This is a genomic window from Aureivirga marina, assembly GCF_015767265.1.
Lineage (GTDB): Bacteria > Bacteroidota > Bacteroidia > Flavobacteriales > Flavobacteriaceae > Aureivirga > Aureivirga marina.
On the sequence record NZ_JADPIB010000004.1, the window covers coordinates 275808 to 299630 of the forward strand.

Below are 23823 nucleotides of genomic sequence, written 5' to 3' on the forward strand. Positions count from 1 at the left end.
ATAAGTAAACTACTCAAATAAACAAATTATTGGATTGCCTTTCTAGCTTTTAAAATGTATTTAGCTCTATCAAGTGGACTAATTCCTCTGTAATCTTGCGAAACACCATATTTCTCTTCACATTTTTCATAGCCATAAAATTGACTTGTGAAAATTGCTTTTCCTTTGCAAAGTGAATTAATTTTTATAGGAAAATCTAAAGAAGTCGAAACAGGAAGAGTTCCTTTTAAAATAAATTTTTCATTTTCAATTTCAGGAGATTCTAAAGTTCCACGCATTTGAATAATTTCACTTGTAATTTGCCCTAGAAATTCTTCTGGAGCAGTAATTTTATAAGAAATAAAAGGTTCTAAAAAAGTAGTTCCAATTTCTTTTAATCCTTCCATAATTCCCATTGGTGTTGCAATTGTGAAATCTCCAGCTCTTGAATGTACATTATGATCTTCACCTTCAATAAGTGTAATTTTAAGATCTGTAACTTCCCAACCTTTAATTCCTTGTTTTAATGCAAATGGAATCGCTTTTTCAACTTCATTTTGATATTTTTGTAAAACATCATTTACGCCAATTTTACTTTCATAAATCACTCCACTTCCAGTTTCTCCTGGTTCAATTTTAAATTTCATAATTGCCCAACAAGGTTTGGGCATCCAATAGCGAACATAACCTTGTCCAGATTTAGTAGGAGTTTCTTTAAAAATTACAGATGGATTCTCAAAAAATGCTTCTACTTGATATTGTGATACTAAAATATTTTGTAGAATTTCAATTTGCATTTTTCCAAGAATTTTTATGTGTAATTCTTTTTCATCTTTTAACCATTCTAAATCTAAAGTTGAATCTTCTGTAGCTAATTTTTGTAAAGCTGTAACCAAATTTGGAAAATCTTTTTCATATTTTGGTTTAACTTGTACAGTTAATAAAGGTTTATTTAATTCTACTTTCTCTGTATGATGTTTTGGTTTTGTTCCTAAATAATCATCAATTTTAGCTTGTTCAAATCCACAAATTGCAACAATTTCATTCGTAAAGGCTTCTTGTGCATTTTCGAATTTTGCTCCTGAATTAATTTTTAATTGCCCGATTTTTTCCTCAATGTTTTGAGAACAATTTTTAATCATACTTCTATTTTTGATAGAACCAGAAAAAATTCTAACAAAACAAACTTTTCCTAAATCTTTATGATAGATGATTTTGAAAATTTGAGCTGATAATTCCTTCTCATTTTCGTTTTTATGAATTGGAAGAAAATCAGTAATTGCATTTAATAAATTTTCAATTCCTAATTCTAATTTTGCAGTACCTAAAAGAATTGGAAGTGTATTTTCTTGAATAATAATACGTTGTAATTCTTTTTCAATATCTGAAGAACTAATTTTATTTCCGTCAAAATATTCTTCTAGAAGTTCATCATTATGTGAAATAACTTTTTCTAAAAACGGAGTAGAAGGTGCTAAAATTTCATTTTCGATAGAAACATTGTCCAGACCTTCGTTTTCCAATTTTTGAAGTAAAATATAATTTGATGTAAATGTTTTTTGGATTTGTTGTAAAATTGTTTCAATTGATGCTCCAATTCTGTCAATTTTATTAATGAAAATAATTGTAGGAATATTCATTTTTTGAAGTGCATTCCAAATTGTTTCTGTGTGACCTTGAATTCCTTCAACAGCAGAAATTATTAAAATAGCACCATCGATCACAGAAAGAGATTTTTCAACATCAAAAGCAAAATCAGTATGTCCAGGAGTATCAATTATATTAATTGTTTGATTTTTCCACTCAAAAGAAGAAATAGAAGATTTAATAGAGATTCCTCTTTTTTTCTCAATTTCTAAGAAGTCAGTATGTGTCGTTCCAGTATCAACACTTCCTAAATTTCTAATTTTTCCTGATTTGTATAATAAATTTTCAGTAATCGAAGTTTTTCCTGCGTCTACATGCGCAAAAATTCCTATATTTAATATCCTTTTATCCATTTACATAGTTTTCATAAAAAGACAAAGGTAATAAAGTGTAAATGTTATAAAAAGTGAAGTTAAAAAGTAAGAGAAGATCTGTGTGTAAAATATGTGTTATTTTTTATAAGGTAAAAATCCCAAGAACCCTTTTTTATATATAACAAATAATTTGTATTGTAACGCTATCTAAAATTTTACAAATATTGAACTTATATTTTACACTAGATCTTCTCAAAACTTGAATGAACAAAAAAATATTTAGTCTAGCTATTAATCATTGTAAAAATACAGAATTAATATATACGGAAATTACGGTTTTACCGTAAACTTTTCTAGATAAATCCTTTTTCTAATGCTTTGGAAATAAGTGATTTGTCGTTTTTCTCTTTTAATTCTAAAACTTTTTTTAAGTTTAGTTTCCTCTTTTCTATTGCACTTAGTGATAATGGGATGTAATCCACAAGGTTTTTTGTCTTCACACCTTTAGACAAATGATACAAGATACTTCTATCAATTTGGTCGATTAAAACACTTGCATTATTATTCATTTTATGAATTTTTAGAACACTTTCACTATAAAAAGGAGGATCATTAAAAACTTTATGAAAAGCAGTTTTTAAAACTTTTGATGTAAGATCACTTTTAATAATGAATCCATCTGGCTCAATAGATTTAGAAATATTTATAATTCGTTCCTGTTCGCTTAACATTGTAAGAATTATAATTTTTGTATCAGGAAAATTTCTCCTAATATGAATTGCTAAATCTTCACCAGAAGTAACGTGATGGTTTTTTTGAGATGGAGGAAGTTTGATATCAAGTAAAACTAAATTCGTATTCGCAGCACTTTTTAATTTTAAAGTTTTTAGAGCATCATCGCAATTAGAAGCTTGTCTAAAAAAATAGTCATACTCATTGCTTGATTCGTCGCTTAGTAAGGCATTTTTATACCCTTCTATAATTATAGGGTGATCCTCAATGATTAGTACATTTAGTCTCTTTTTTGGCATAATACTTATGTGTTGTTGCTTTACAACCAATTTTCAATAGCTAGAATAAAAAATGGTCGTATTTACATATAGTTTTTTCGTAATTAGTAATTTAACCTAGAATAATTTTTTTAAAGTTTTCCATTTCAAATATATAACTTATACTTGAATATTTATGCTAAAAACGAATGAATTGAAGATGTATTGTTAATTTAATTTTAAAATTATGACTTTATTAACAAATCTGATTTTAATTAATATTATCATTTGAGAAAATACTTCTATTTTATTACTTTAAAGCATGAAAAATTACAAATAATTAGATTAACTATTTGATAATTAGTATGGTAAATAGAATTTTAAATGTTAAAATTTAAGTTTAAAGTACTGAAATACATTTAATTATTCTAATTCTGTTGATTTAAAATCTGGATATAACAAGTATTTTTGTCTTGTTTTTTTAAACTTTCTGGTTTTGACAATCCAAGATGCTTTAATGTCTCTTATAGGATCTTGATCGATTACTTGTTTCATTAAAATATCATTTCCAGCCAATTTATTAAAGAACTTATTTTTTAAGAAAAATTCATTTTTATTCATCGTTGAATAATAGGCATTCAAAAGCCAATCTAACTTAATTTCACTTAAATATTCAGTTGAAGTTAAATCTTCACCAAAACAAACTTCTCCATTGTGTTTTGGATATTTTGCTCCAGCATTTGGTTTTGGCTCAAAAGAAAAAGAATATCTTGTTACAGGTAAAAATGGCGAACCATAAATTTGAAACTGTTGGTCTGTTCCACGTCCACAACTCACATTTGTTCCTTCAAAAAAACATAAACTAGGGTATAGGTTGATTGATTTTTTATTTGGTAAATTTGGCGAAGGTTTAATAGGCAACTCGTAAATTGAATCTCTATTATAGTTTGTAAGCGGAATAATCGTTAAATCACATTTATAATCACTTTCTGTCCAATCTTCTCCATTTATCATTTTAGCATATTCTCCAATTGTCATTCCGTATACAACAGGAACAGGATGCATTCCAACAAAAGAAGAAAATCCTTCTCGTAAAACAGGACCATCAATATAATGTCCGTTCGGATTTGGACGATCTAAGACAATAACTTGTTTGTGATTATCAGAAGCAGCTTCCATTATATAATGTAAAGTAGAAATATATGTATAAAAACGAACTCCAACATCTTGAATATCGAAAAGTAAAATATCAATATCACTCAAATCTGCATTAGAAGGTTTTTTATTTTTTCCGTATAATGAAATAATTGGCAAATTTGTTTTCTGATCAATACTATTTGAAACTTTTTCTCCAGCATCTGCTTTTCCACGAAATCCGTGTTCTGGTGCAAATACTTTTTTCACATTTACATGTAAACTCAATAAAGAATCTACAAGATGTGTATAATTTCCTTTAGTATTTTTAATCACGGAAGTTTGATTGGCGACAATTCCGATTTTTTTTCCTTTTAATAAAGGTAAATATTGTTCTAAATTATTGGCTGCACTAATAAGTTCTGGCTCATTTTTTTTTGAATTTTGTGCATTACACGAAATCAACAGAAAAAATAATGAGATAACCAACAAGAAATATGTATTTTTGAATTTAAATTTAAGCATTACTGAAATTGAATTACGAGTTATTTTTAGCAAAAAGAATCATAAAAGATAAAAAATATAAAAATAGTGTATCTACACCAATTATAAAAATAGCAATTTTAGCAATTATACTGGGTATGACTATTATGTTAATTGCTATTGGAGTTGGTTTAGGATTACAAGAAAAAATTAGAGAAAAACTTTCTGGTTTTAATGGTCATATTCAGATTGTTAACTTCGATGCAAATAATTCTGATATCACTTTAATTCCTATTTCAAAAAATCAAGATTTTTATCCAAATTTTCCTACAATCGAAGGAATTAAAACAATTCAACCTTATGCAACAAAGCCAGGAATTATTCGAACAGAAACTGATTTCGAAGGAATTTTAGCAAAAGGAATTGATAGCACATATAATTGGGATTTTTTCAAAGAAATTTTAGTTGAAGGAAGATTACCGAATTATTCAGGAAAAAGAATGAATCAAGAAGTTTTAATTTCTAAGAAAATTTCGGATAGATTAGGAATAAATCTTGGAGAAAAATTCAATACTTTTTTTATCAAAGAAAACTTGAATAAACCACCAAATGTGCGTGTTTTTAATGTCGTAGGAATTTATGAAGCAAATTTAGAAGAATTAGATAAAAATGTAATTATTACAGATATTCGACAAATTCAACGAATGAACAAATGGAAATCTGATGAGGTTGGAGGATTCGAAGTTTTTGTAGATGATTTTAATACATTACAACAAAAAAATAATGAAATCTACGAAACAATTGATTCTGATTTAAATGCGATTAGTATCATTGATAAATACACAAATATCATTGAATGGATTGAACTATTTGATAAAAATATTATTGTTCTTATCAGTATCATGATTCTGATTGCTGGAATTAATATGATTACAGCTCTTCTAGTTTTAATTCTTGAAAAAACAAGTATGATTGGTGTTTTAAAAGCTTTAGGTTCTACAAATTGGAGTATTAGAAAAGTCTTTTTATACAATGCTACTTATCTTATTTTAATTGGTCTTTTTTGGGGAAATGTAATTGGTCTAGGAGCACTTTTTATTCAAGAACAATTTCAATTAATTACACTTGATCCAAAAACGTATTATGTAAAATCTGCGCCAGTTTTTATCGAATGGTATCATATTTTACTATTGAATGCAGGAACACTTTTATTATGTTTTATCATGATGCTTTTACCTTCTTATATCATCACTAAAGTAAATCCAATTAAAGCAATTAAATTTCAATAATTATTTAAAAATATATTCAGAAAACACACTTAATTTTAGTGTGTTTTTTTATGCTTTTAATTTAAATAATAGGAAATAAATTAACAGATTGAAAGGGAAAATTGCGCTCTATTTTTAGTAATTTATAATGTATTTCAAGCGAAATTTTATAAAATGAAAATAGATAAATCAATATATCCTTATATTTTAAGAGAAATTGTTTGGCCAAGAAGAAGTTTGGTTTTCTTTGGGATGTTATTGATTATTATTGGAAAACTTGCTGCTTTAGTAACGCCTTGGGCAAGTAAAAGATTATTAGATGATGTATTTCCTGAAAAAAACCAACAATTACTTACAGAGTTAATTATTTATGTAATTATCGCTGTTTTAATCCAGTCTATCACTTCTTTTTTATTAACTCGTTTATTAAGTGTTGAAGCGCAATGTATGATTACAAATATGCGAATCAAAGTTCAAAAACGTGTCTTATCACAACCTTCGAAGTTTTTCGATAGACATTCTTCTGGTGAATTGGTTTCAAGAATTATGACCGATGTTGCTGGAATTAAAAATATTGTAGGAACTGGTTTAGTTCAACTTGCTGGTGGATTTGTAACTGCAGTTTTTTCAATTGCAATTTTATTGACTATAAGTGTAAAACTGACTTTATATTCTTTAATTCCATTGATTCTTTTTGTTTATTTAACACTAAAGGGCTATAAAATTATTCATCCTTTTTATATTGATAAAAGTAAAATTTTAGCAAGTATTTCCTCTCGATTGGTTGAATCTATAAATGGAATTCGTGTGATTAAAAGTTATAATACAGAAGAACATGAAGTGGAAGTTTTTGAAGAAGGAGCAATGCGCCTTTTCGAAAATATCAAAAAAACATTGACTGCTTCTGCTTTAGTTACAAGCTCTGGAAGTTTATTAATGGGAATTGCTACTGTGTTTATTTTTGGCGTTGGTGGAAGTATGGTGATTAAAGGAGGAATTACGCTTGGTGATTTTGTTTCTTTTTCCTTGTATTTAAGTTTTATGATTTCTCCGATTATTCAAATGAGTACAATTGGCACAAAAATGACGGAAGCACTCGCAGGATTGATAAGAACTAGAGAATTTTTACAAAAAAAATCCGAACAAGAAGATGAAGAAAGATCAATGAATCTTCCAGAAATTCAAGGAAGTTTTGAAATCAAAAACATTAATTTTGCTTACAATAAAAATATTCCAATTCTAAAAAATATTAATTTTTCTGTTCCTCAAGGAAGTGTTACTGCTTTTGTTGGGCCTTCAGGTTCTGGAAAATCTACTTTAGTAAATTTAATTGCTACTTTTAATAAAATTCAGACTGGAGATATTATTTTAGATCATAAATACCATTTGAATAAAATTCATTTAAATAATTATAGAAAGAATTTAGGAGTTGTACTTCAAGATGATTTTTTATTTGATGGAACAATTTCCGAAAATATTCTTTATTCTAAACCTGAAGCATCTTTTTTAGAACTTCAAAATGCTGTTAAAAGTGCTTTTGTAGATGAATTTACAGATCGTTTTAAATATGGATTAGATACTGTAATCGGTCAAAATGGAATGAAATTATCTGGTGGACAAAAACAACGTATTTCAATAGCAAGAGCAATATTAAAGAATCCGAAAATTTTAATTTTAGACGAAGCCACTTCTAATTTAGATGTGAAAAGTGAAAATTTTATCAAGAAAAGTTTAGAAAATTTAATGAAAAATAAAACAACTTTTATTATAGCACATCGACTTACAACTATTGAAAAAGCAGATCAAATTTTATTCATAGAAGACGGAGAGATTAAAGAAAGAGGTACACATGAAGAATTAATTGCTAAAAAAGGAAAATACTATCAAATGTATAATTATCAGAGTCGAATGTAAATTAAACAAATAAAAAAAGAGATTCCTACACTTAGTAAAAATCTCTTTTTAATTGATTCAAAATTTATAATTAATCAAATGATGTATTCATTTTGATATAATCTAAAAATTCTCTACGAACTTCTTTTTCTTTAAATTTTCCTCCAAATTCAGCAGTTACTGTACTACTTTCAATATCACGAATTCCACGAGAATTTACACATAAATGCTTTGCATCAATTACACAAGCAACATCTTCTGTTCCTAATGCTCTTTGTAATTCTTGTACAATTTGCATTGTCAAGCGCTCTTGTACTTGTGGTCTTTTCGCAAAATGATCTACAATTCTGTTCATTTTTGAAAGTCCAATCACTTTTCCTCCTGAAATATATGCAACGTGAGCTCTACCAACAATTGGTAAAAAATGATGCTCACAAGTAGAGTAAACCACGATATTTTTTTCTACTAACATTTCACCATAATTATAGTGATTTTCAAAAGTAGAAGCTTTAGGCATTCTTTTCGGATTTAATCCTCCAAATAACTCTTTAACATAAGCTTTAGCAACTCTTCGTGGAGTTCCTTTTAAGCTATCATCTGTTAAATCTAAACCTAGAGTTTCCATGATTTCTCTAACGTTTTCTTTTATCTTCTCTATTTTTTCGTCATCAGAAATATCAAAAGCATCTGGACGTAATGGTGTCACCGCTGATGTACTGATGTGGTTGTCTCCAATATCTTCTATTTCTTCTGGATTCATTTTATCAATATGAGTTTAAAACCGCAAAGTTAATTTATTTTACAATATCTAATAACTCTTCTAAAGAACATTCTTTCTGTGTTCCATCCTTCATGTTCTTCAATGAGAAGCTATTATTTTCCATTTCTTTCTCTCCAACTAATACAACAAAAGGAATTTCTCTCTTGTTTGCATAGTTCATCTGTTTTTTCATTTTTGCGCTATCAGGAAACAATTCCGACTTAATTCCAGCTTTACGAAGTTCTTTGATTGCTTTCATACAGTAAGCAGCTTCTGCTTCACCAAAATTGATGAAAGTAACTGTTGGTTTTGGTAAAATCACCTCATCAAACAATCCTAATTCTTCTAAAACTAAATAAATTCTATCTAAACCAAAAGAAATTCCAATTCCACTAATTCCTTTTAATCCGAAAATTCCAGTCAAATCGTCATAACGACCTCCACCACCAATCGAACCAATTTTTACAGTATCAGGTGCACTTACTTCGTAAATTGCTCCTGTGTAATAATTTAATCCTCTTGCAAGTGTTACATCAATATCAAGTTTTGCAGAATCTAATCCTAATTTCTCAATATTTTCGATGACAAATCTTAATTCTTTTACACCATTTAATCCTTCTTCTGAATTTTCTAACATCGCTTGTAGTTTGTCTAACTTTTCGATGTTTGAACCTTCAAAGCTAAATAGTGGTGTTACTTTTTGAATTGCTTCTTCTGAAATTCCTTTAGAAAGCATTTCTTTTACAACACCTTCTTGACCAATTTTGTCTAATTTATCTAAAGCAACTGTAAAGTCAATTAATTTATCTTGCGCATCAATAACTTCTGCGATTCCTGATAAAATCTTTCTGTTATTTAATTTAATTGTTGTTCCTTCTAGGCGAAGTTTAGTAAAAACAGCATCGTATAATTGTACAAATTCTACTTCTTGCCAAAGTGAAGTACTTCCTACAACATCAGCATCACATTGACGGAATTCTCTATATCTTCCTTTTTGTGGTCTGTCTGCTCTCCAAACAGGTTGCATTTGATATCTTTTAAATGGAAATACTAAATCATTTTGGTGTTGCACTACGTAACGAGCAAACGGCACTGTTAAATCGTAACGTAAAGCTTTTTCTGAAATAGCAGATGTAACTTTCTTACTATCTTTATTTTCTAATAAAGTTGGATCTACTTTTTTTAAGTAATCTCCAGAATTCAATATTTTAAAAATCAATCTATCTCCTTCTTCTCCATATTTTCCCATTAAAGTTGAAGAGTTTTCAAAACTTGGAGTTTCAATTGGTTGAAATCCAAATGTCTCAAATTCTTCCTTGATAATGTTCATGATATAGTTGCGTTGTGCAACTTCTTTTGGAGAAAAATCTCTCGTTCCTTTCGGTATACCAGGTTTTTGTGCCATGATTTATATAAAATAGTTTGCAAATATCTGAAACAATGTTGATATATGTAAACTCTGTTTTAATAATTTTTAATTCGATTTACTAATAGTTGTATAAATTTAATTTATCTAACCGTTTTTATCTCTTTTTTGTTTTATAAAAAATAGGATAGGAGTGGTTACATATTTTTTAGAATCTCTCTCGCTTTTTCTAAATCTTCAGGAGTATCAATTCCAATAGCAGCATGCGAAGTTTCCACCATTTTCATTGTTTTTCCATGTTCTAAAAAACGCAAATTTTCTAATTTTTCTGTAGCTTCCAATTTTGTCATTGGTGTATTTGAAAAATCTAAAAGCGCTTGTTTTCTAAACGCGTAAATTCCGATATGTTTAAAATAAGAAGCCAATTCTTTTTCTCTTGGAAAAGGTATAGGGGAACGAGAAAAATACATTGCTTCATTATTCTTATTTACAACTACTTTTACATTATTTGGGTTTTGAACTGCTTCTAAGTCAGTTAATGGAAACATTAAAGAAGCAACATCTACTTTTTTATCTGCATCTTCTTTAAAAACTTGTAGAAGTTTTTCCAATGGTTCTTTTTTTGTAAAAGGTTCATCACCTTGAACATTTACCACAACATCTACATTCATATTTTCAACTGCTTCTGCAATTCTATCTGATCCACTTTCGTGTTGATGTATGCTCATGATTGCTTTCCCGCCATGATGGACAATTTCATCAAAAATTACTTGGCTATCTGTTACCACATAAACAGCATCGAAAAGATGTGTTTCAACAGTAGCTTCATAAGTTCTTAAAATGACTGTTTTTCCGCCTAAATCTTGCATCAATTTCTCAGGAAATCTTGTTGCCTGAAGTCGTGCAGGAATCATTGCTATACATTTCATATTTATATAAAAATTAATTATTTCTTAGGTAATTGCCTTTTTCTAAGTCGGTTTAAACTTGCATTTAATTCAAATCCAAGAAGAAGAATAATGGAGTTTAACCAAACAAAAAGCATTAATATTAATAAGGTTCCGATAGAACCATAAAGTTCATTGTATTTAGAGAATTTAATAACATAAATTCCGAATAAATAAAACATTAAAAGCGTTAAAAGTGTTGTAAGTAAAGCTCCAATTGAAAAGAATTTTAAATGTTTTACTTCTTTTGTTCCAAAGTGATAAAGAATAGAAACAGAAAGGTAAATCATAAAAATAAACAGAACAATACTTCCATTTTGAATCCAAAAACCATCGTTGGTTACCCAACCGGATTCTTGTAAATTTCGAACACCAATTTCTAAATAAGCGATAAAAGCAATCGTTGTCAATAATAAGATAGAAAGCATTATGGATGTTCCAAGTGCAATTAAATATTGACGAATGACACTTCGCATTTCTTTAATGTGATATGAATATTCAAAACCACCAAAAATAGAATTGACACCATTTGTCATTAGAAAAATAGACGTTAAAAAACCGAAGGAAAGTAATCCTCCATATTTGTTTTTAGCAATATCTTCAATAACAGATTGAACTGCTTCACTTGTATTTGGAGGAAGCCAATTTTCGATTTGTGCAATGAAATCTTCTTGGAATCCTTCAATTGGGACATAAGGAATCAGTGTTAAAACAAAAAGTAAAAAGGGAAAAAGTGCCATAAAGAAACTAAAAGCAATTCCTCCAGCTCTGGAAGTTAAAGCTCCTTTTACAATACCGATGATGTATAATTCTAATAAATCATACAAAGTCATTCCGTTCAATCCAGGGATTGCGACTTTTTTCCCAAGTTTTACCAAAAGGTTTAAAACTGGAACTTTCATTAGATTTTGTTCAATTTCCTTGGTCATAGCTATGAAAATATAACTTGTTTCTAATTACTTAGATTGCTGATTTTTAATCTATAATTGGCTATTTAATGTTTTTTAGATATTCTTTTTGATATAATCTAACGCACTTTTGCAAAATGTGTTTCTTGTTTAAAAAAGGACACGAATTTTAAACTCATACCAGATATAGTTTTAATTTATTTTAATAAGCTTTTAAACTTAAATCTAAATTATAAACAGAATGAGTTAAGGCACCAGATGAAATATAATTTACACCACATTCTGCATATTTTCTAATAGTTTCTTCGTTTATTCCACCAGAAGATTCTGTCAAGCATGTATCACCAATCATTTCAACTGCTTTTCTTGTGTCTTCATAATTGAAATTATCAATTAGAATTCTATAAATTCCTTCTGTTTGTAAGATTTCTTTAATTTCTTGTAAATCTCTAGCTTCTACAATGATTTTTAAATCTAAATTGTTTTCTGCTAAATATGCTTTTGTTTTTTCAATTGCTTTTGTAATTCCTCCAGCAAAATCGATATGATTATCTTTTAACATCACCATATCATACAAAGCGAAACGGTGATTTTCTCCACCTCCAATTTTTACAGCCCATTTTTCAATTGCTCTAATTCCTGGAGTCGTTTTTCTTGTATCTAATATTTTAGTGTTTGTTCCTTCTAATAAATCCACAAAGAATTTTGTTTTGGTCGCAATTGCACTCATTCTTTGCATTGCATTTAACACTAATCTTTCTGCTTTTAAAATAGATTGTGAACTTCCGCTTACTGTAAATGCAACATCTCCGTGAGAAACTTTTTCTCCATCTTGAATTTTTACATCTATAACTAAATTTGGATCTACATATTTAAATATTCTTTGCGCAAATGCAACTCCTGCAATTACACCTTCGTCTTTTACTAATAATTTTGCTTTTCCTGTAGCATCACTAGGAATACAAGCTAAAGAACTGTGATCTCCATCTCCAACATCTTCACGAATTGCATTACTGATGATAATATCTAGTTCTTTTTCAAATTGTTCGTTGCTTATCATTTTTCACAAATTATTTAGACAAAAATAATGGTTTTATTTTCAATTTTCACCTTTAATTCTTTTTATATTTGCTCCATGAAGATTAAACTTTTAGCAATTGGTAAAACAGATGATAAAAATCTGATACAACTTATTGATAATTACCAAAAAAGACTGAAATACTATATTTCTTTTGATTTAGAAATTATCCCTGATATAAAAAATGTCAAAAACCTTTCAGAAGCCCAACAAAAAGAAAAAGAAGGAGAATTAATTCTAAAAAAACTTCAATCTACAGATCAATTGATTCTTTTGGATGAAAAAGGAAAAGATTATCGCTCTCTTGAATTTGCGAATTTTATGCAGAAAAAAATGAATAGCGGAATCAAACAATTGGTTTTTGTAATTGGTGGACCTTACGGTTTTTCGGATGCTATTTATAAAAAAGCACAAGGAAAAGTTTCTTTATCAAAAATGACTTTCTCACATCAAATGATTCGACTTTTTATGGTTGAACAAATTTATCGAGCGTTTACAATTCTTAAAAATGAACCTTATCATCATGAATAAAACAAAGATTGTTTTTGCAACAAATAATGCAAAGAAATTAGAAGAAGTACAAGCAATGCTTCCTGAATCTATCGAGATTTTAAGTTTAAAAGATATTTCTTGTTTGGAAGATATTCCAGAAACAAGCAATACAATTGAAGGAAATTCGATTTTAAAAGCAGATTATGTTACAGAAAATTATAATTATGCTTGCTTTGCTGATGATACAGGTTTGGAAGTAGAAAGTTTAAATGGAGAGCCTGGAGTTTATTCTGCAAGATATGCTGGAGAACCTGCGGATTCTGAGAAAAACATGGATAAATTGCTTAAAAATTTAGATGGAATTGAAAATAGAAAAGCACATTTTAAAACGGTTGTTTGTTTAAATTTAAATGGAGAACAACATTTGTTTGAAGGAATTTGTAATGGAACTATTTTAAAAGAAAGAAAAGGTGAAAAAGGATTTGGTTATGATCCGATTTTTCAACCAAATGGGTTTTCGCAATCTTTTGCTGAAATGACGATGGATGAAAAAGCAAAAATTAGTCACCGAGGAATTGCTGTTCGAAAATTAATTGAGTTTTTGAATAATTTATAATAAAAAAATATAGAAAAGCATGAGTTTTTGACTTGTGCTTTTTTGATTGAAAAAGAATTTTATTGTTATGAGAAATATTGATGGTTTTTACAATAAATATAAAGGAAAAGAGGAAATCGATTTTGAACTAATTGAAAAGTTTTTTATTACTTACTCTAGATTTGAATTTGCTTTAAAGCAAGTTGAAAAATATCGAAAAAAAAATGGGAAAGGAATAGTTGAGCCTAATTGGGAAAAGTTTTACTCAGAAAATGACTCTATTATGAATTTTGAAATAAATGAAAACTTAAAAGATTCTAAAGAGTATTTAGAGAATTATTCTCCAAATTCGCAATTTATTAATGATGCTAAAGAAGTTATCTGGAGAAATTCTAGCATCAATAATACTGGAAATGATAGAGTACGAATATATATAAGTATTATTAGAAACAACTTATTTCATGGTGGAAAATCTAACAATTTACATCTAGAAAGAAATAAAAAACTTATTGAATCTGCACTGATAATTTTAGATTATTTATTGGAATTAGATCCAGTAGTGAAAAATAAATTTAATCAATATTAACTTTTAAAGAAAAACTAAAACAAAAATATTCTAGCGCACTTTTGTAAGTGTGCTTTTTTTTATGATTTTAAAAGACTTTTCAGAGTTCTAAAATTATCTTTCTGTATTATAAGATTACTTTTTCCATGTTCTGAAATTCACTGTAAAAAAAAGAAATTTGGGATTATTATACTTTACAAGATTGGGAAATAGTCCTAAATGATTTTATTCAAACGTATAAAAAAGATTTTGAGTAAATTTATATAAGATTTTAGATATTATTAAACCTTTGTTAAAAAAGAAAGTGGGAAAGCATTTTAGAGTTAAAATTTTATAGTATTGATTTCTTAACTAAAAAATCAAAAATGAAATCAAAAACTATTCTAATCAAATTAACTTTAATAACACTTTTTACGGTACAATCTCTTTTTTCTCAAGTAGAATATTCCATTAAAAAAATAAATAAAAATGTTTATGTTTTTACAGAGATTTGGGATGATTCTAACAATGGAAATTTAGGTGTTATAATTGGAGATGATGCTGTTTTATTAATCAATTCTATGATGCGTTCCAGTGCGCCTTTTCTAGAAAAAGAGATTCAGAAAATTACAGATAAACCAATAAAATATGTTATTAATAGTGATTCAGATCCGTTTAATCATCATGCAAATAGCTATTTTTCAGATAAAGGAGCAACGATAATTTCGCATGAAAATTTACAATATTCGAATGCATATTGTATGGTTTTATTTCAAGAAAATATATCAATTTCTTTAGGTGATGAAATAATTACTGCTTATCACACGCCAGCGCATACTTTAGACCATTTGGATGTTTATCTTGAAAATAGCAATGTGATTTTTATGAGTGATGGCTTTAAAAATCATTGGTTAACACCGATTGGACCAAATGGATTTGAAGGATTTTTATCAGGATTGGATAAGGCGATTGCTTTTGCAGATGAAAGTACAATTATTGTTTCTGGAAACACTTCTAAAAATCCTGAAAAGTTTGTGAATTCAAAAGAAGATTTACTTAGAATTCGTAAAATTCATGTAAATTTTACAAATAGAGTGAAAGAATTAAATAAAAAAGGTTTTTCACCAGAATCAATTGTTAAAGATGAAGAGATTATTAGAATAACGAAAGTTTTGGAAGCATATCCTGAATTTAAAAAATATTTAATTGATTTAGTTTTAGAAATAATAGAAAATGAATTTGCAAATTCGCAACATTTAAAATTTCCAGATTTGTCAAAATATGCTGGAATTTATAAAACAAATAATTATCGAGAAACTGAAATTGTATTTGAAAAAGGAAAATTATACGCAAGAGAAAAAGGAGCTTTTTTAGTGGAATTAATCCCAATTTCCAAAATAAAATTTCAAATAAAAACAGCAAGAGAGAATTTTTTATCATTTCAAATTTCTAAAAAAGGAAAAGTAATAAGTTTTTCTCCAGAATTGATTAAAAATGGTTGGTGGGAGCGAATTATAAAATCGGAAAAGAGAACTAAAAAATAAATAATTATGTGGTATGAAAAATTAATTGGATGTGAAGAAGTTTCTTCAACTTATGTGAGAAAAAATATAGAAATAAAAGGAAATAAATTGATTTCTAAAGTAAATGGAAAATCCTATCAATTTGGAAAATTAGAAGTTCCAACTTTGAAAGAATTAAAAGAATATTCTTTTTCTAAAACTTCTTTAAAAGGAAAAATTAAAATTGGTGAACTTATTGGAAATGTTCAGGAATATCATATGGATTCTGAAAATAAAAATGCTGTTTTTCAAGCTGCTTCTCAATTTAATTTATTAGAAATGGTTGGCCCAGATGTAACTCCAGAAAAAGGAGTTTCTATTTATGCTTTTGATCATACACAAGGTCCTGCTTGCGCAATTGCATGTGGAGCAGGAACAATTTATCGAAATTATTTTGCTGAGGTAAATAATAAAATCGGGCAAACATATGATAATCAAATTGATTGCTTGGATTTGATTGGAGAAGAATTAGGGAATTCGGAAAATCAATTCTGGGAAATGAAAAATGGTTATGTGATTACGACAGAAGAAAAACTACAACAGATTAATCAGAAATTAAAAGATTTAAACCAAACAGAAAGAGAAGAATTAAAAGATAAATTAAAAGTAGGAATCCAATGGAATACTGAAGTAACAATAGCAAATTCAGAACAAATTGTTTCGCAAGTTTATTGTTCTGCTTTGCCTGTAGCTTATTCTTTTCTTTCAGAAGAAACTTGGGAATTGTTTGCTAGAATTGTTTTAGAAGCAACTTATGAAGCAACTTTTTACGCTGCTTTGCAAAATTTTGAAAAAACAGGTTGTAATAAATTGTTTTTAACTTTAGTTGGTGGTGGAGCTTTTGGAAACAAAATGGAATGGATTATGGAATCTATTGAAAAGGTTTTGAAAAAGTTTGAAAATACATCATTGGAAGTGAATTTTATTAGTTATGGTAAATCAAAAGTTGAAGTTCAAAATTTAATTTACAAGTTTAGCTATAAATAAAAAACACGGAAAAAGGGGATTGAATTAGTTGATTTATACTTGTATTTTTGTTCGAAAATTAAAATAAAATGAAAAAGAAATTAGCTTTTATAATCGCCTTTTTATTGGTAAATATTCAGATTTGTTTGAGTCAAAAAATAAATGAAGAATTGTTTGTGATTAATTTAAAAGGAGCAAAAATTTATGAAAAACCTACTTTTGATTCAAAAACTGTTTCTGTTTTAGAATTAGGAAAACCGATTATAGTAGAAAAAGTAATTGAAACAAAAGAAGAATTTAAAATTGGAAAAGGATTTTCTTTAAAAGGAAAGTGGATTAAATCAAAAAGATTAAAAGGATATGTTTTTAGTTCAGATTTTTCTTTGATTGAACCTAAAATTTCGATTACTCATGGAAGATTAAAAAGTATCGATTTAAAAGGTGAAGAACTTAAGGTAGAAAAAGAGGAAAAAATGATTGAAGCAGTTGATGGAACTAAATATAAAAAAGAATTTGAATATACTTTTTACACAAATGCAACATATGTATATTCCACTTTAGATGGTTGTTTTGATCATGAAACTAGATATAAAAATTTAAAGTTAAATGAAGTATATCATCAAATGTTGAGTGATTATAGAATGGCATTAGAATCCAGTGATTTTATTCTTCCAAATTTTTTAAAGAAAACAAATAATAGAGTCGATTTTAATTCAGAAGGTGGAGCAAATGAATTACATATTTTATTATTAAAAAACGGAGAAATTATCGTAGCATCTTATGATTGTACTTAAGAAGAATCATAAATTAAAGTCAGTTAAATCCAATGTTATGCATTGGATTTTTTTGTTTTATGATATATGTTCTTTCTTATAATTTCAAAAAAGTTATTTTTGAACAATAAAGTTAAAATATGCGCTTTATAATATTAAATAGAAAAAAGAAAATGAGTTTAAGAAGCTATAAATTCACATATCAATTATATAATTTTTTCAAGAAAGATCAATTAAAACATAATATTCCTTTTTATAAAAAATATAACTTAAATAAAAAGTATTATTCTTCAATTTCTAGTGAAGATTTTATAGGAATTGATTCTCCGCCAAATTTATATGATGTTAAAGATTCTAAAGAAGAATTACCTAAAAAGAAAACTTTTCAAACGTTAGATGACAAAACACAAAACGAACTTTTGTCTTGGTCAGATGATGGTTATGTTGTATTGGAAAACTTTTTTTCTGAGGAAGAAATTGAAAGCTATAAACAAGAAATTGATGATTTATTAGAAAGTGGAAAAGTAAAGTTTCGATATGGAAATAAGATAATGTTTGCAATTCATCATTCAAAAACATTGAGAAGTGCTGGAAACAATAAAAAATTACTTCAAATTTTAAGTCTTTTGATGGACAAAAATGTGGAATTATTTCAGAGTATTAATTTCATTGAAGGAAGTCAACAAAGAACACATTCGGATTCTATTCATATGACAACTTTTCCATACGGGAATTTAATTGCAGTTTGGGTTGCATTGGAAGATATAAAACCAGATTCTGGACCTTTACATTATTATCCAAAATCGCATAAATTGCCTTATATTCATAATCGAGATTATGATAATGTAGGGACGAAATATAAGATTGGAGATAAATTGTATAATAAATATGAAGATTGCATAGAAGATGTTTTAAGAAAAACAGATTTAGAAAAGAAAATATTTTTACCTAAAAAGGGAGATTTATTGATTTGGCACGCAAATTTATTACATGGAGGAGAAAAAGTTACGAATGAAAATAGTACAAGAAAAAGTATGGTTTTTCATTATTACACAGATGATGCAATTTGTTTTCATGAAATTTCTCAAAGACCAACATTAAAAAATAAAAAATTGATTGTGAAAGATTAAATTAAAGTCAAATGAAATTTAAAGATAAAAGAGTAGATAAAATGCTTTCAAAAAAGAATCTAAAAATTGAAAGTATATTTTATAGTCCAATTAAATCTTGGTTACTCCTTTATTTTATCATTATTGGTTTGGCTTTACAAATACTTTTACTTGCAATCAGCTTGATTTTTTCTTATATCGAATTGTATACATTTGGAATTTTACTGATTATTTTTGGATTACAATACATACTAGCTTCGATGAAAAGCAATAGTTTTGCTTTAAACTCTGAAGATTTATTTGTTATAAATTCTAATTTTCCTTTTCGAAAGATAAAATCATTCAAAATATCAGAAATAAAAAAAATTAAACTTTCAAGTGAAAATATATATTCTTTATTTTTCATTGGAATTATTGAAGTAAATTATATAGAAATTTATTTTGAAAATAATGTTTATAGATTTTATTGCATAGGATTAGAATTAGACGATTATGAGGAAGGATGGATTGAAAAAACTATGGAGGATTTTCAAGAAATTTTGAAGGAAAAAGAGATAAAAACAGAATGGCTATTTGATTAAGAGAGAATTATACTTAAAAATAAAAAAGAGCAAAATGAAATTATTTAACATTTTTAAATCAAAAAAGAAAGAAGAAAAAATCGATGCAAACCTTCTTGTTTTGCAAAAACTAAAAGAAAAAATTGAAGAAAAAGGAATTGCTGTAGAATTTTCTACAAAATATGCTGCATTAATTGTTGCTTCTAAAATAGAAATCGCTACTGCAATTATGCCTGGTGAACATCATCAAGCAATGTTACCTGTGATATTTTTTACGATTAATGAAAAATATTTTCCAAAAGGAATTGAAGCAAGTTTGGTTGGTTTAGGGAATTCTATAGAAGAAAAAGTAAATTCTGTTATAGAAAATTATATAGAATTTATTTTTGAAACTATTTATAGAAGTTTTTCAGAAAATCATAATGAAGGTTTAGATTTTAAAACTACTAAAGAAAGAGAAATTTTATGGCATGTCAATTCGAGTGATTTAATTTTACAAGGAAAATGGAATAATTCGAATATTGAAGAAGGTTTATTTTCAAAAGTAGAAGCTAAATTGAAAGAAAATTTAGTAGATAAAAAACTGAATTGGCTGAAAATATATGTTGCAAGACAAGCAGATGGAGAGATTACAAGTGAATGTTTATTGAATAATGAGATTTGGGAAGAAGGTCAAGAAATTATTAAAGAATATGCTAAAACTTGGGATGATGAAAGTATTTTTCTATCGCAAAAACAATTTATTGTACTAAGAAGATGTGATGCATTTGATATTGAAGATGAAAATAAAACGAAAGTAACACAGAAATCTCCAACAGAATATTTTCACAAATTAATTGAAGAACCAACAAAAGAAAATTATATCAAAATTCGAGATGTAATTTTTGAAAATCCTAGTTTTAATCCTTATTCAGAAGATTTAAATGAAATTGAATCTTTATTTGAAGAAGAAAAATATGAAGAAGTTTCTAATTATTTGAATTTAGATATTTTACTTTCACCAAGAGCACATTTTTATATGGCTTTTGCTTTTAAAAAGTTAAAAAATGAAATGGGTGAAAAATCTGAAATTTATATTTATCAATCAATTCTTCAAGCAATAAGCTCCACAGGTGATGGAACGAAAAAAAATCCTTTTTTAATTGTAAGAATTTCGGATGAAAGAGATTTAATTCAATATTTAGGAGAAGAATTTAGTAGTCAACAATTAGTTTCAGAAGATGGAAAATTTTATGATGTTATATCTTGTGTTTCTGGGAAGAAATTTTACTTTGATATTACTAAAACTTACCAAAGATTAAAAGAAACAATGAATTCATAGTTTTGAGATAAAATAAAAACAAAACAACATTTTAGTAAATGAAATGTTGTTTTTTTATGCTTTAAATCTATAAAATCTCGATAAATAATTTTAAAATTAAAAAATAATAATTGTAATTTAAATTGCTTTAATTCAGTTGGATAAATAATTTTTATTTTCATTTATATGGAAAAATATATTTTAAAAGTGTAACAAATAATTCAAACAGTCTACCAATTATTTGAAAATTATATTGAGTGTGGAAAAAGATTTAGAGAAAGATTTTTTAGATAAAATAGAAAAAAATCAAAATATTATTCATAAAATTTGTCGGGCCTATACCTCGGATGAGGATTCGCACAAAGACTTGTTTCAAGAAATTACAATTCAACTTTGGCAAGCTTATGGTTCTTTTCGAGGCGAAGCAAAATTTACAACTTGGATGTACAGAGTTTCTCTGAATACAGCAATTAGTATTTATCGTAAAAAAAATCGGCAAGTAAATACAGCAAGTATCGACGAATATAATTTTCAGGTAGCATATAAACCTTATGATTCCACAGAAGAAGAACAGCTGCAAATGATTTATAAAGCGATTCAACAATTATCAGATATTGATAAAGCTTTAATTCTGTTGTTTTTGGAAGATAAGAGTTTTAAAGAAATAGGAGAGACACTCGGAATTTCTTATGTAAATGCGAGAGTTAAAATGATGAGAGCGAAAGAAAAGTTGAAAAAAATTATTGGAGTTTAAAAAATGAAGTTAGAAGATTTAAAAAATACATGGCAAAGTGCCGATCATATAAAGAATAAAGACAGTATTGAGTTTGAGAAATTCCTGTCTAAAAAACCTACGACAATTTTCACCAAAATTCGTAGAAATATAATCATTGAAACATTTATCAATATTATTTTTATGATTGGTCTTCCCTTTATTCCTTTGAAACCAACAGGGAAAGGAGAGTTGTTTTTCTGGGTAAATTATTTGATGGTTGCAATTATTTATATCGCACTTTTAATTAAAATTAGAAAAATATTTAAAAGAGTAATTGTTTCAGATACACTTTTAGAAACCATTATTAAAACTAAAGACTTATATGAGAAATATATTAATATTTATAAATATGTAAGTTACTTAATGGTTTTCCTTGGAATTTTATTAGGAATTATATTCAGATTTTACAGAGGAGAATCTAATACTTCTATTGCAGAATCTATGGAAGCAGAAAATTTAATGTATTTTTTCTTAGGGATAATTGGATTTAGTATCATTATGTTTTTTGCCGTGAAATATTACATCTATTTTGTATATGAAAAGCATTTAATCACATTAAAAAGAAATTTAAACGAACTTATAAACATCGAAAAATGAAACTAATTTTAAGAATAACTTTTCTATTATTTTTAGTTGTAAATTATGGTTGTGCACAACAAAAATTAGAAAATTCAACGCTATGGAAAATTTCAGGAAATGGTTTAGAAAAACCTTCTTATTTGTTCGGAACAATTCACGTTTATTGTGGTGAAGTTCCTTTTGATAAAGAAGATTTAGAAGCAATGGATAAAACTGAACAATTAGCTTTAGAAGTTGATATGTCGAATCCAGCAGCAATGCAACAAGAAGTTTTTAAGTATTCTTTTTTGCCAACAGGAAAATCTATTACAGAATCATTGACAGCGCAAGAAGTAAAGAAATTAGATTCACTTTTTACTAAGAAAATAGGTGTGCCTTTTGCTACTTTTCAAACGATGAAGCCTATTTTAACTTCTAGCTTTTTGATTACGAAAATGATAGATTGTAAATCAATTATGAGTTATGAAGATGCAATTCTTCAAAAATTTAAAAAACAAAATAAAAAGATTTCTGGTTTAGAAACTATTTCAGATCAGATGAAAGCTTTAGATGCAATGCCTTTTGAACTTCAAGTACAAGGATTGAAAGATTTGGTAAATGAGCCTGATAAAATGAAATCATATTTAGAAAAAATGATTACTGTTTATGATCAAGAAAATATTGAAGAATTACTTCTTGTGATGAATGAAGATGAAAGTTTTGATGAAGTATCTTCAAAAGCACTTTTAGATACGAGAAATAAAAATTGGATTCCAGTAATGAAAGAGAAAATGAAAAAAGCACCAACTTTTTTCGCAGTTGGAGCAGGGCATTTAGCTGGAGAAAATGGATTGATTAATTTGTTACGAAAAGCAGGTTATACAGTAAAAGCAGAATAAATACATAATAAACAAATCGATATCTGAAAGCACTTGGTTTAATTTGATTAAATCAAGTGTTTCTTTTTTATCTACATATAACTTCTCTACATTTGCTTTAAACAAAGTAAAAAATGAAAAAAACATATTTCAACTGGAGCTCTGGAAAAGATTCGGCTTTGGCTTTATATAAATTATTGCAAAATGAAGAATATCAAGTGGATTTACTATTGACAACAGTAAATCAAGATACAGAACGCGTTTCAATGCATGGTTTGCGAATTGAACTTTTAGAAAGGCAATTAGAAAGTTTAAAAATTCCTTCAAAATTAATCCGATTGAGTGGAGATGTTTCAATGGAATCTTATAATAAAATCATGCAAGAAAATACTTTAGAATTGAAAGAAAAAGGTTTCGCTATTGCTGGTTTTGGTGATATTTTTCTAGAAGATTTGAAAGAATATAGAGAGAAAGAATTAGAAAAAGTAGGAATAAAAACAGTTTTTCCAATTTGGAAAGAAAATACAAAAGATGTTTTAAAGCAATTATTTAATTTAGGCTTTAAAGCAATCACTGTTTGTGTGAATGGAAAATTATTGGATGCATCTTATGTTGGTAGAATTGTAGATGAAGATTTTATTAATTCTTTGCCAGAAAATGTGGATCCTTGTGGAGAAAATGGTGAATTTCATACATTTGTTTTTGACGGGCCAATTTTTTCAAAACCTATTGATTTTACAATTGGTGAAAAAGTTTTTAAAACCTATAAACCAGTTAAAGATGACTCAAATTGCTTCCAATCAGATGAAAAACAAGAATCTTGGGATACAGGATTTTGGTATTGTGATTTAATTCCGAAATAGACAAAAGAGAACATCTTCGATATTAATAAAATGGAAACTGATAAAAAATACGTTTAATTTAATGTGTTTATTATCAGTTTTT

Annotated in this window: 23 protein-coding genes; 15 read left to right on the top strand and 8 right to left on the bottom strand. The window is 27.2% G+C overall.

Annotated elements, in window-relative coordinates; genetic code table 11:
• Positions 1 to 26 precede the first annotated feature (26 nt).
• The 3 genes from I1A51_RS10245 to I1A51_RS10255 all read right to left on the bottom strand — a co-directional run bounded on the left by I1A51_RS10245 (position 27) and on the right by I1A51_RS10255 (position 4588).
• Positions 27 to 1979, bottom strand: a complete 1953-nt coding sequence (locus tag I1A51_RS10245; protein WP_196893576.1) for an elongation factor G — start codon at positions 1977 to 1979, stop codon at positions 27 to 29.
• A gap of 314 nt (positions 1980 to 2293) precedes the next feature.
• On the bottom strand, positions 2294 to 2971 hold the full coding sequence (locus I1A51_RS10250; protein WP_196893578.1) for a response regulator: 678 nt from the start codon (positions 2969 to 2971) through the stop codon (positions 2294 to 2296).
• Positions 2972 to 3352: 381 nt separating this feature from the next.
• The gene (locus I1A51_RS10255; protein ID WP_196893580.1) at positions 3353 to 4588 is read right to left on the bottom strand and encodes an exo-beta-N-acetylmuramidase NamZ family protein; all 1236 of its coding nucleotides are present in this window, start codon (positions 4586 to 4588) and stop codon (positions 3353 to 3355) included.
• Positions 4589 to 4596: 8 nt separating this feature from the next.
• Here I1A51_RS10255 and I1A51_RS10260 point away from each other — a divergent pair, with 8 nt between their 5' ends.
• Both I1A51_RS10260 and I1A51_RS10265 read left to right on the top strand, forming a co-directional pair.
• Positions 4597 to 5835 (top strand): ABC transporter permease, encoded by a 1239-nt coding sequence (locus tag I1A51_RS10260; RefSeq protein ID WP_196893582.1) that lies wholly within the window; start codon positions 4597 to 4599, stop codon positions 5833 to 5835.
• A 153-nt stretch (positions 5836 to 5988) separates the two neighbouring features.
• Positions 5989 to 7728 (top strand): ABC transporter ATP-binding protein, encoded by a 1740-nt coding sequence (locus I1A51_RS10265; RefSeq protein WP_196893584.1) that lies wholly within the window; start codon positions 5989 to 5991, stop codon positions 7726 to 7728.
• Positions 7729 to 7798: 70 nt separating this feature from the next.
• Here the strand turns inward: I1A51_RS10265 and folE are convergent, their stop codons facing one another.
• The 5 genes from folE to nadC all read right to left on the bottom strand — a co-directional run bounded on the left by folE (position 7799) and on the right by nadC (position 12748).
• Complete coding sequence (folE, locus tag I1A51_RS10270) at positions 7799 to 8467, bottom strand: GTP cyclohydrolase I FolE (protein ID WP_196893586.1); 669 nt, start codon at positions 8465 to 8467, stop codon at positions 7799 to 7801.
• Positions 8468 to 8501: 34 nt separating this feature from the next.
• Positions 8502 to 9872 carry a histidine--tRNA ligase gene (gene hisS / locus I1A51_RS10275; protein ID WP_196893587.1) on the bottom strand — a complete coding sequence of 457 codons (1371 nt, stop codon included), beginning with the start codon at positions 9870 to 9872 and terminating at the stop codon, positions 8502 to 8504.
• A 158-nt stretch (positions 9873 to 10030) separates the two neighbouring features.
• Positions 10031 to 10762 carry a 3-deoxy-manno-octulosonate cytidylyltransferase gene (gene kdsB / locus I1A51_RS10280; RefSeq protein ID WP_196893588.1) on the bottom strand — a complete coding sequence of 244 codons (732 nt, stop codon included), beginning with the start codon at positions 10760 to 10762 and terminating at the stop codon, positions 10031 to 10033.
• A 17-nt stretch (positions 10763 to 10779) separates the two neighbouring features.
• A complete protein-coding gene (locus tag I1A51_RS10285; protein ID WP_196893589.1) occupies positions 10780 to 11709 on the bottom strand; it encodes a YihY/virulence factor BrkB family protein in 930 nt (309 codons plus the stop codon).
• A gap of 181 nt (positions 11710 to 11890) precedes the next feature.
• Positions 11891 to 12748 carry a carboxylating nicotinate-nucleotide diphosphorylase gene (gene nadC / locus I1A51_RS10290; RefSeq protein WP_196893590.1) on the bottom strand — a complete coding sequence of 286 codons (858 nt, stop codon included), beginning with the start codon at positions 12746 to 12748 and terminating at the stop codon, positions 11891 to 11893.
• 75 nt (positions 12749 to 12823) lie between these two features.
• Here nadC and rlmH point away from each other — a divergent pair, with 75 nt between their 5' ends.
• From rlmH to I1A51_RS10355, 13 genes are all read left to right on the top strand, one after another.
• On the top strand, positions 12824 to 13297 hold the full coding sequence (gene rlmH / locus I1A51_RS10295) for a 23S rRNA (pseudouridine(1915)-N(3))-methyltransferase RlmH (protein WP_196893591.1): 474 nt from the start codon (positions 12824 to 12826) through the stop codon (positions 13295 to 13297).
• The gene (locus I1A51_RS10300) at positions 13290 to 13874 is read left to right on the top strand and encodes a non-canonical purine NTP diphosphatase (protein WP_196893592.1); all 585 of its coding nucleotides are present in this window, start codon (positions 13290 to 13292) and stop codon (positions 13872 to 13874) included. Before rlmH ends, I1A51_RS10300 begins: the two co-directional genes overlap by 8 nt.
• Before the next feature lie 67 nt (positions 13875 to 13941).
• On the top strand, positions 13942 to 14439 hold the full coding sequence (locus I1A51_RS10305) for a hypothetical protein (RefSeq protein WP_196893594.1): 498 nt from the start codon (positions 13942 to 13944) through the stop codon (positions 14437 to 14439).
• Between the two features lie 344 nt (positions 14440 to 14783).
• Positions 14784 to 15941 carry an MBL fold metallo-hydrolase gene (locus tag I1A51_RS10310; protein WP_196893596.1) on the top strand — a complete coding sequence of 386 codons (1158 nt, stop codon included), beginning with the start codon at positions 14784 to 14786 and terminating at the stop codon, positions 15939 to 15941.
• A gap of 6 nt (positions 15942 to 15947) precedes the next feature.
• Positions 15948 to 16946, top strand: coding sequence for a hypothetical protein (locus I1A51_RS10315; RefSeq protein WP_196893598.1), 999 nt, complete (start codon positions 15948 to 15950; stop codon positions 16944 to 16946).
• A gap of 68 nt (positions 16947 to 17014) precedes the next feature.
• Complete coding sequence (locus I1A51_RS10320; protein WP_196893600.1) at positions 17015 to 17719, top strand: hypothetical protein; 705 nt, start codon at positions 17015 to 17017, stop codon at positions 17717 to 17719.
• A gap of 152 nt (positions 17720 to 17871) precedes the next feature.
• Positions 17872 to 18828 carry a phytanoyl-CoA dioxygenase family protein gene (locus I1A51_RS10325; RefSeq protein WP_196893602.1) on the top strand — a complete coding sequence of 319 codons (957 nt, stop codon included), beginning with the start codon at positions 17872 to 17874 and terminating at the stop codon, positions 18826 to 18828.
• A gap of 11 nt (positions 18829 to 18839) precedes the next feature.
• Positions 18840 to 19388 carry a hypothetical protein gene (locus I1A51_RS10330; RefSeq protein ID WP_196893604.1) on the top strand — a complete coding sequence of 183 codons (549 nt, stop codon included), beginning with the start codon at positions 18840 to 18842 and terminating at the stop codon, positions 19386 to 19388.
• 34 nt (positions 19389 to 19422) lie between these two features.
• The gene (locus I1A51_RS10335; RefSeq protein ID WP_196893606.1) at positions 19423 to 20688 is read left to right on the top strand and encodes a DUF6348 family protein; all 1266 of its coding nucleotides are present in this window, start codon (positions 19423 to 19425) and stop codon (positions 20686 to 20688) included.
• Between the two features lie 238 nt (positions 20689 to 20926).
• Positions 20927 to 21421, top strand: a complete 495-nt coding sequence (locus I1A51_RS10340; RefSeq protein ID WP_196893608.1) for an RNA polymerase sigma factor — start codon at positions 20927 to 20929, stop codon at positions 21419 to 21421.
• Between the two features lie 3 nt (positions 21422 to 21424).
• Positions 21425 to 22039 carry a hypothetical protein gene (locus I1A51_RS10345; protein ID WP_196893610.1) on the top strand — a complete coding sequence of 205 codons (615 nt, stop codon included), beginning with the start codon at positions 21425 to 21427 and terminating at the stop codon, positions 22037 to 22039.
• The gene (locus I1A51_RS10350; protein ID WP_196893611.1) at positions 22036 to 22899 is read left to right on the top strand and encodes a TraB/GumN family protein; all 864 of its coding nucleotides are present in this window, start codon (positions 22036 to 22038) and stop codon (positions 22897 to 22899) included. The genes I1A51_RS10345 and I1A51_RS10350 overlap by 4 nt, the downstream gene beginning before the upstream one ends.
• Positions 22900 to 23012: 113 nt before the next feature.
• Positions 23013 to 23741: a Dph6-related ATP pyrophosphatase gene (locus I1A51_RS10355; RefSeq protein WP_196893613.1), complete on the top strand. Its 729-nt coding sequence runs from the start codon at positions 23013 to 23015 to the stop codon at positions 23739 to 23741.
• Positions 23742 to 23823: the final 82 nt, after the last annotated feature.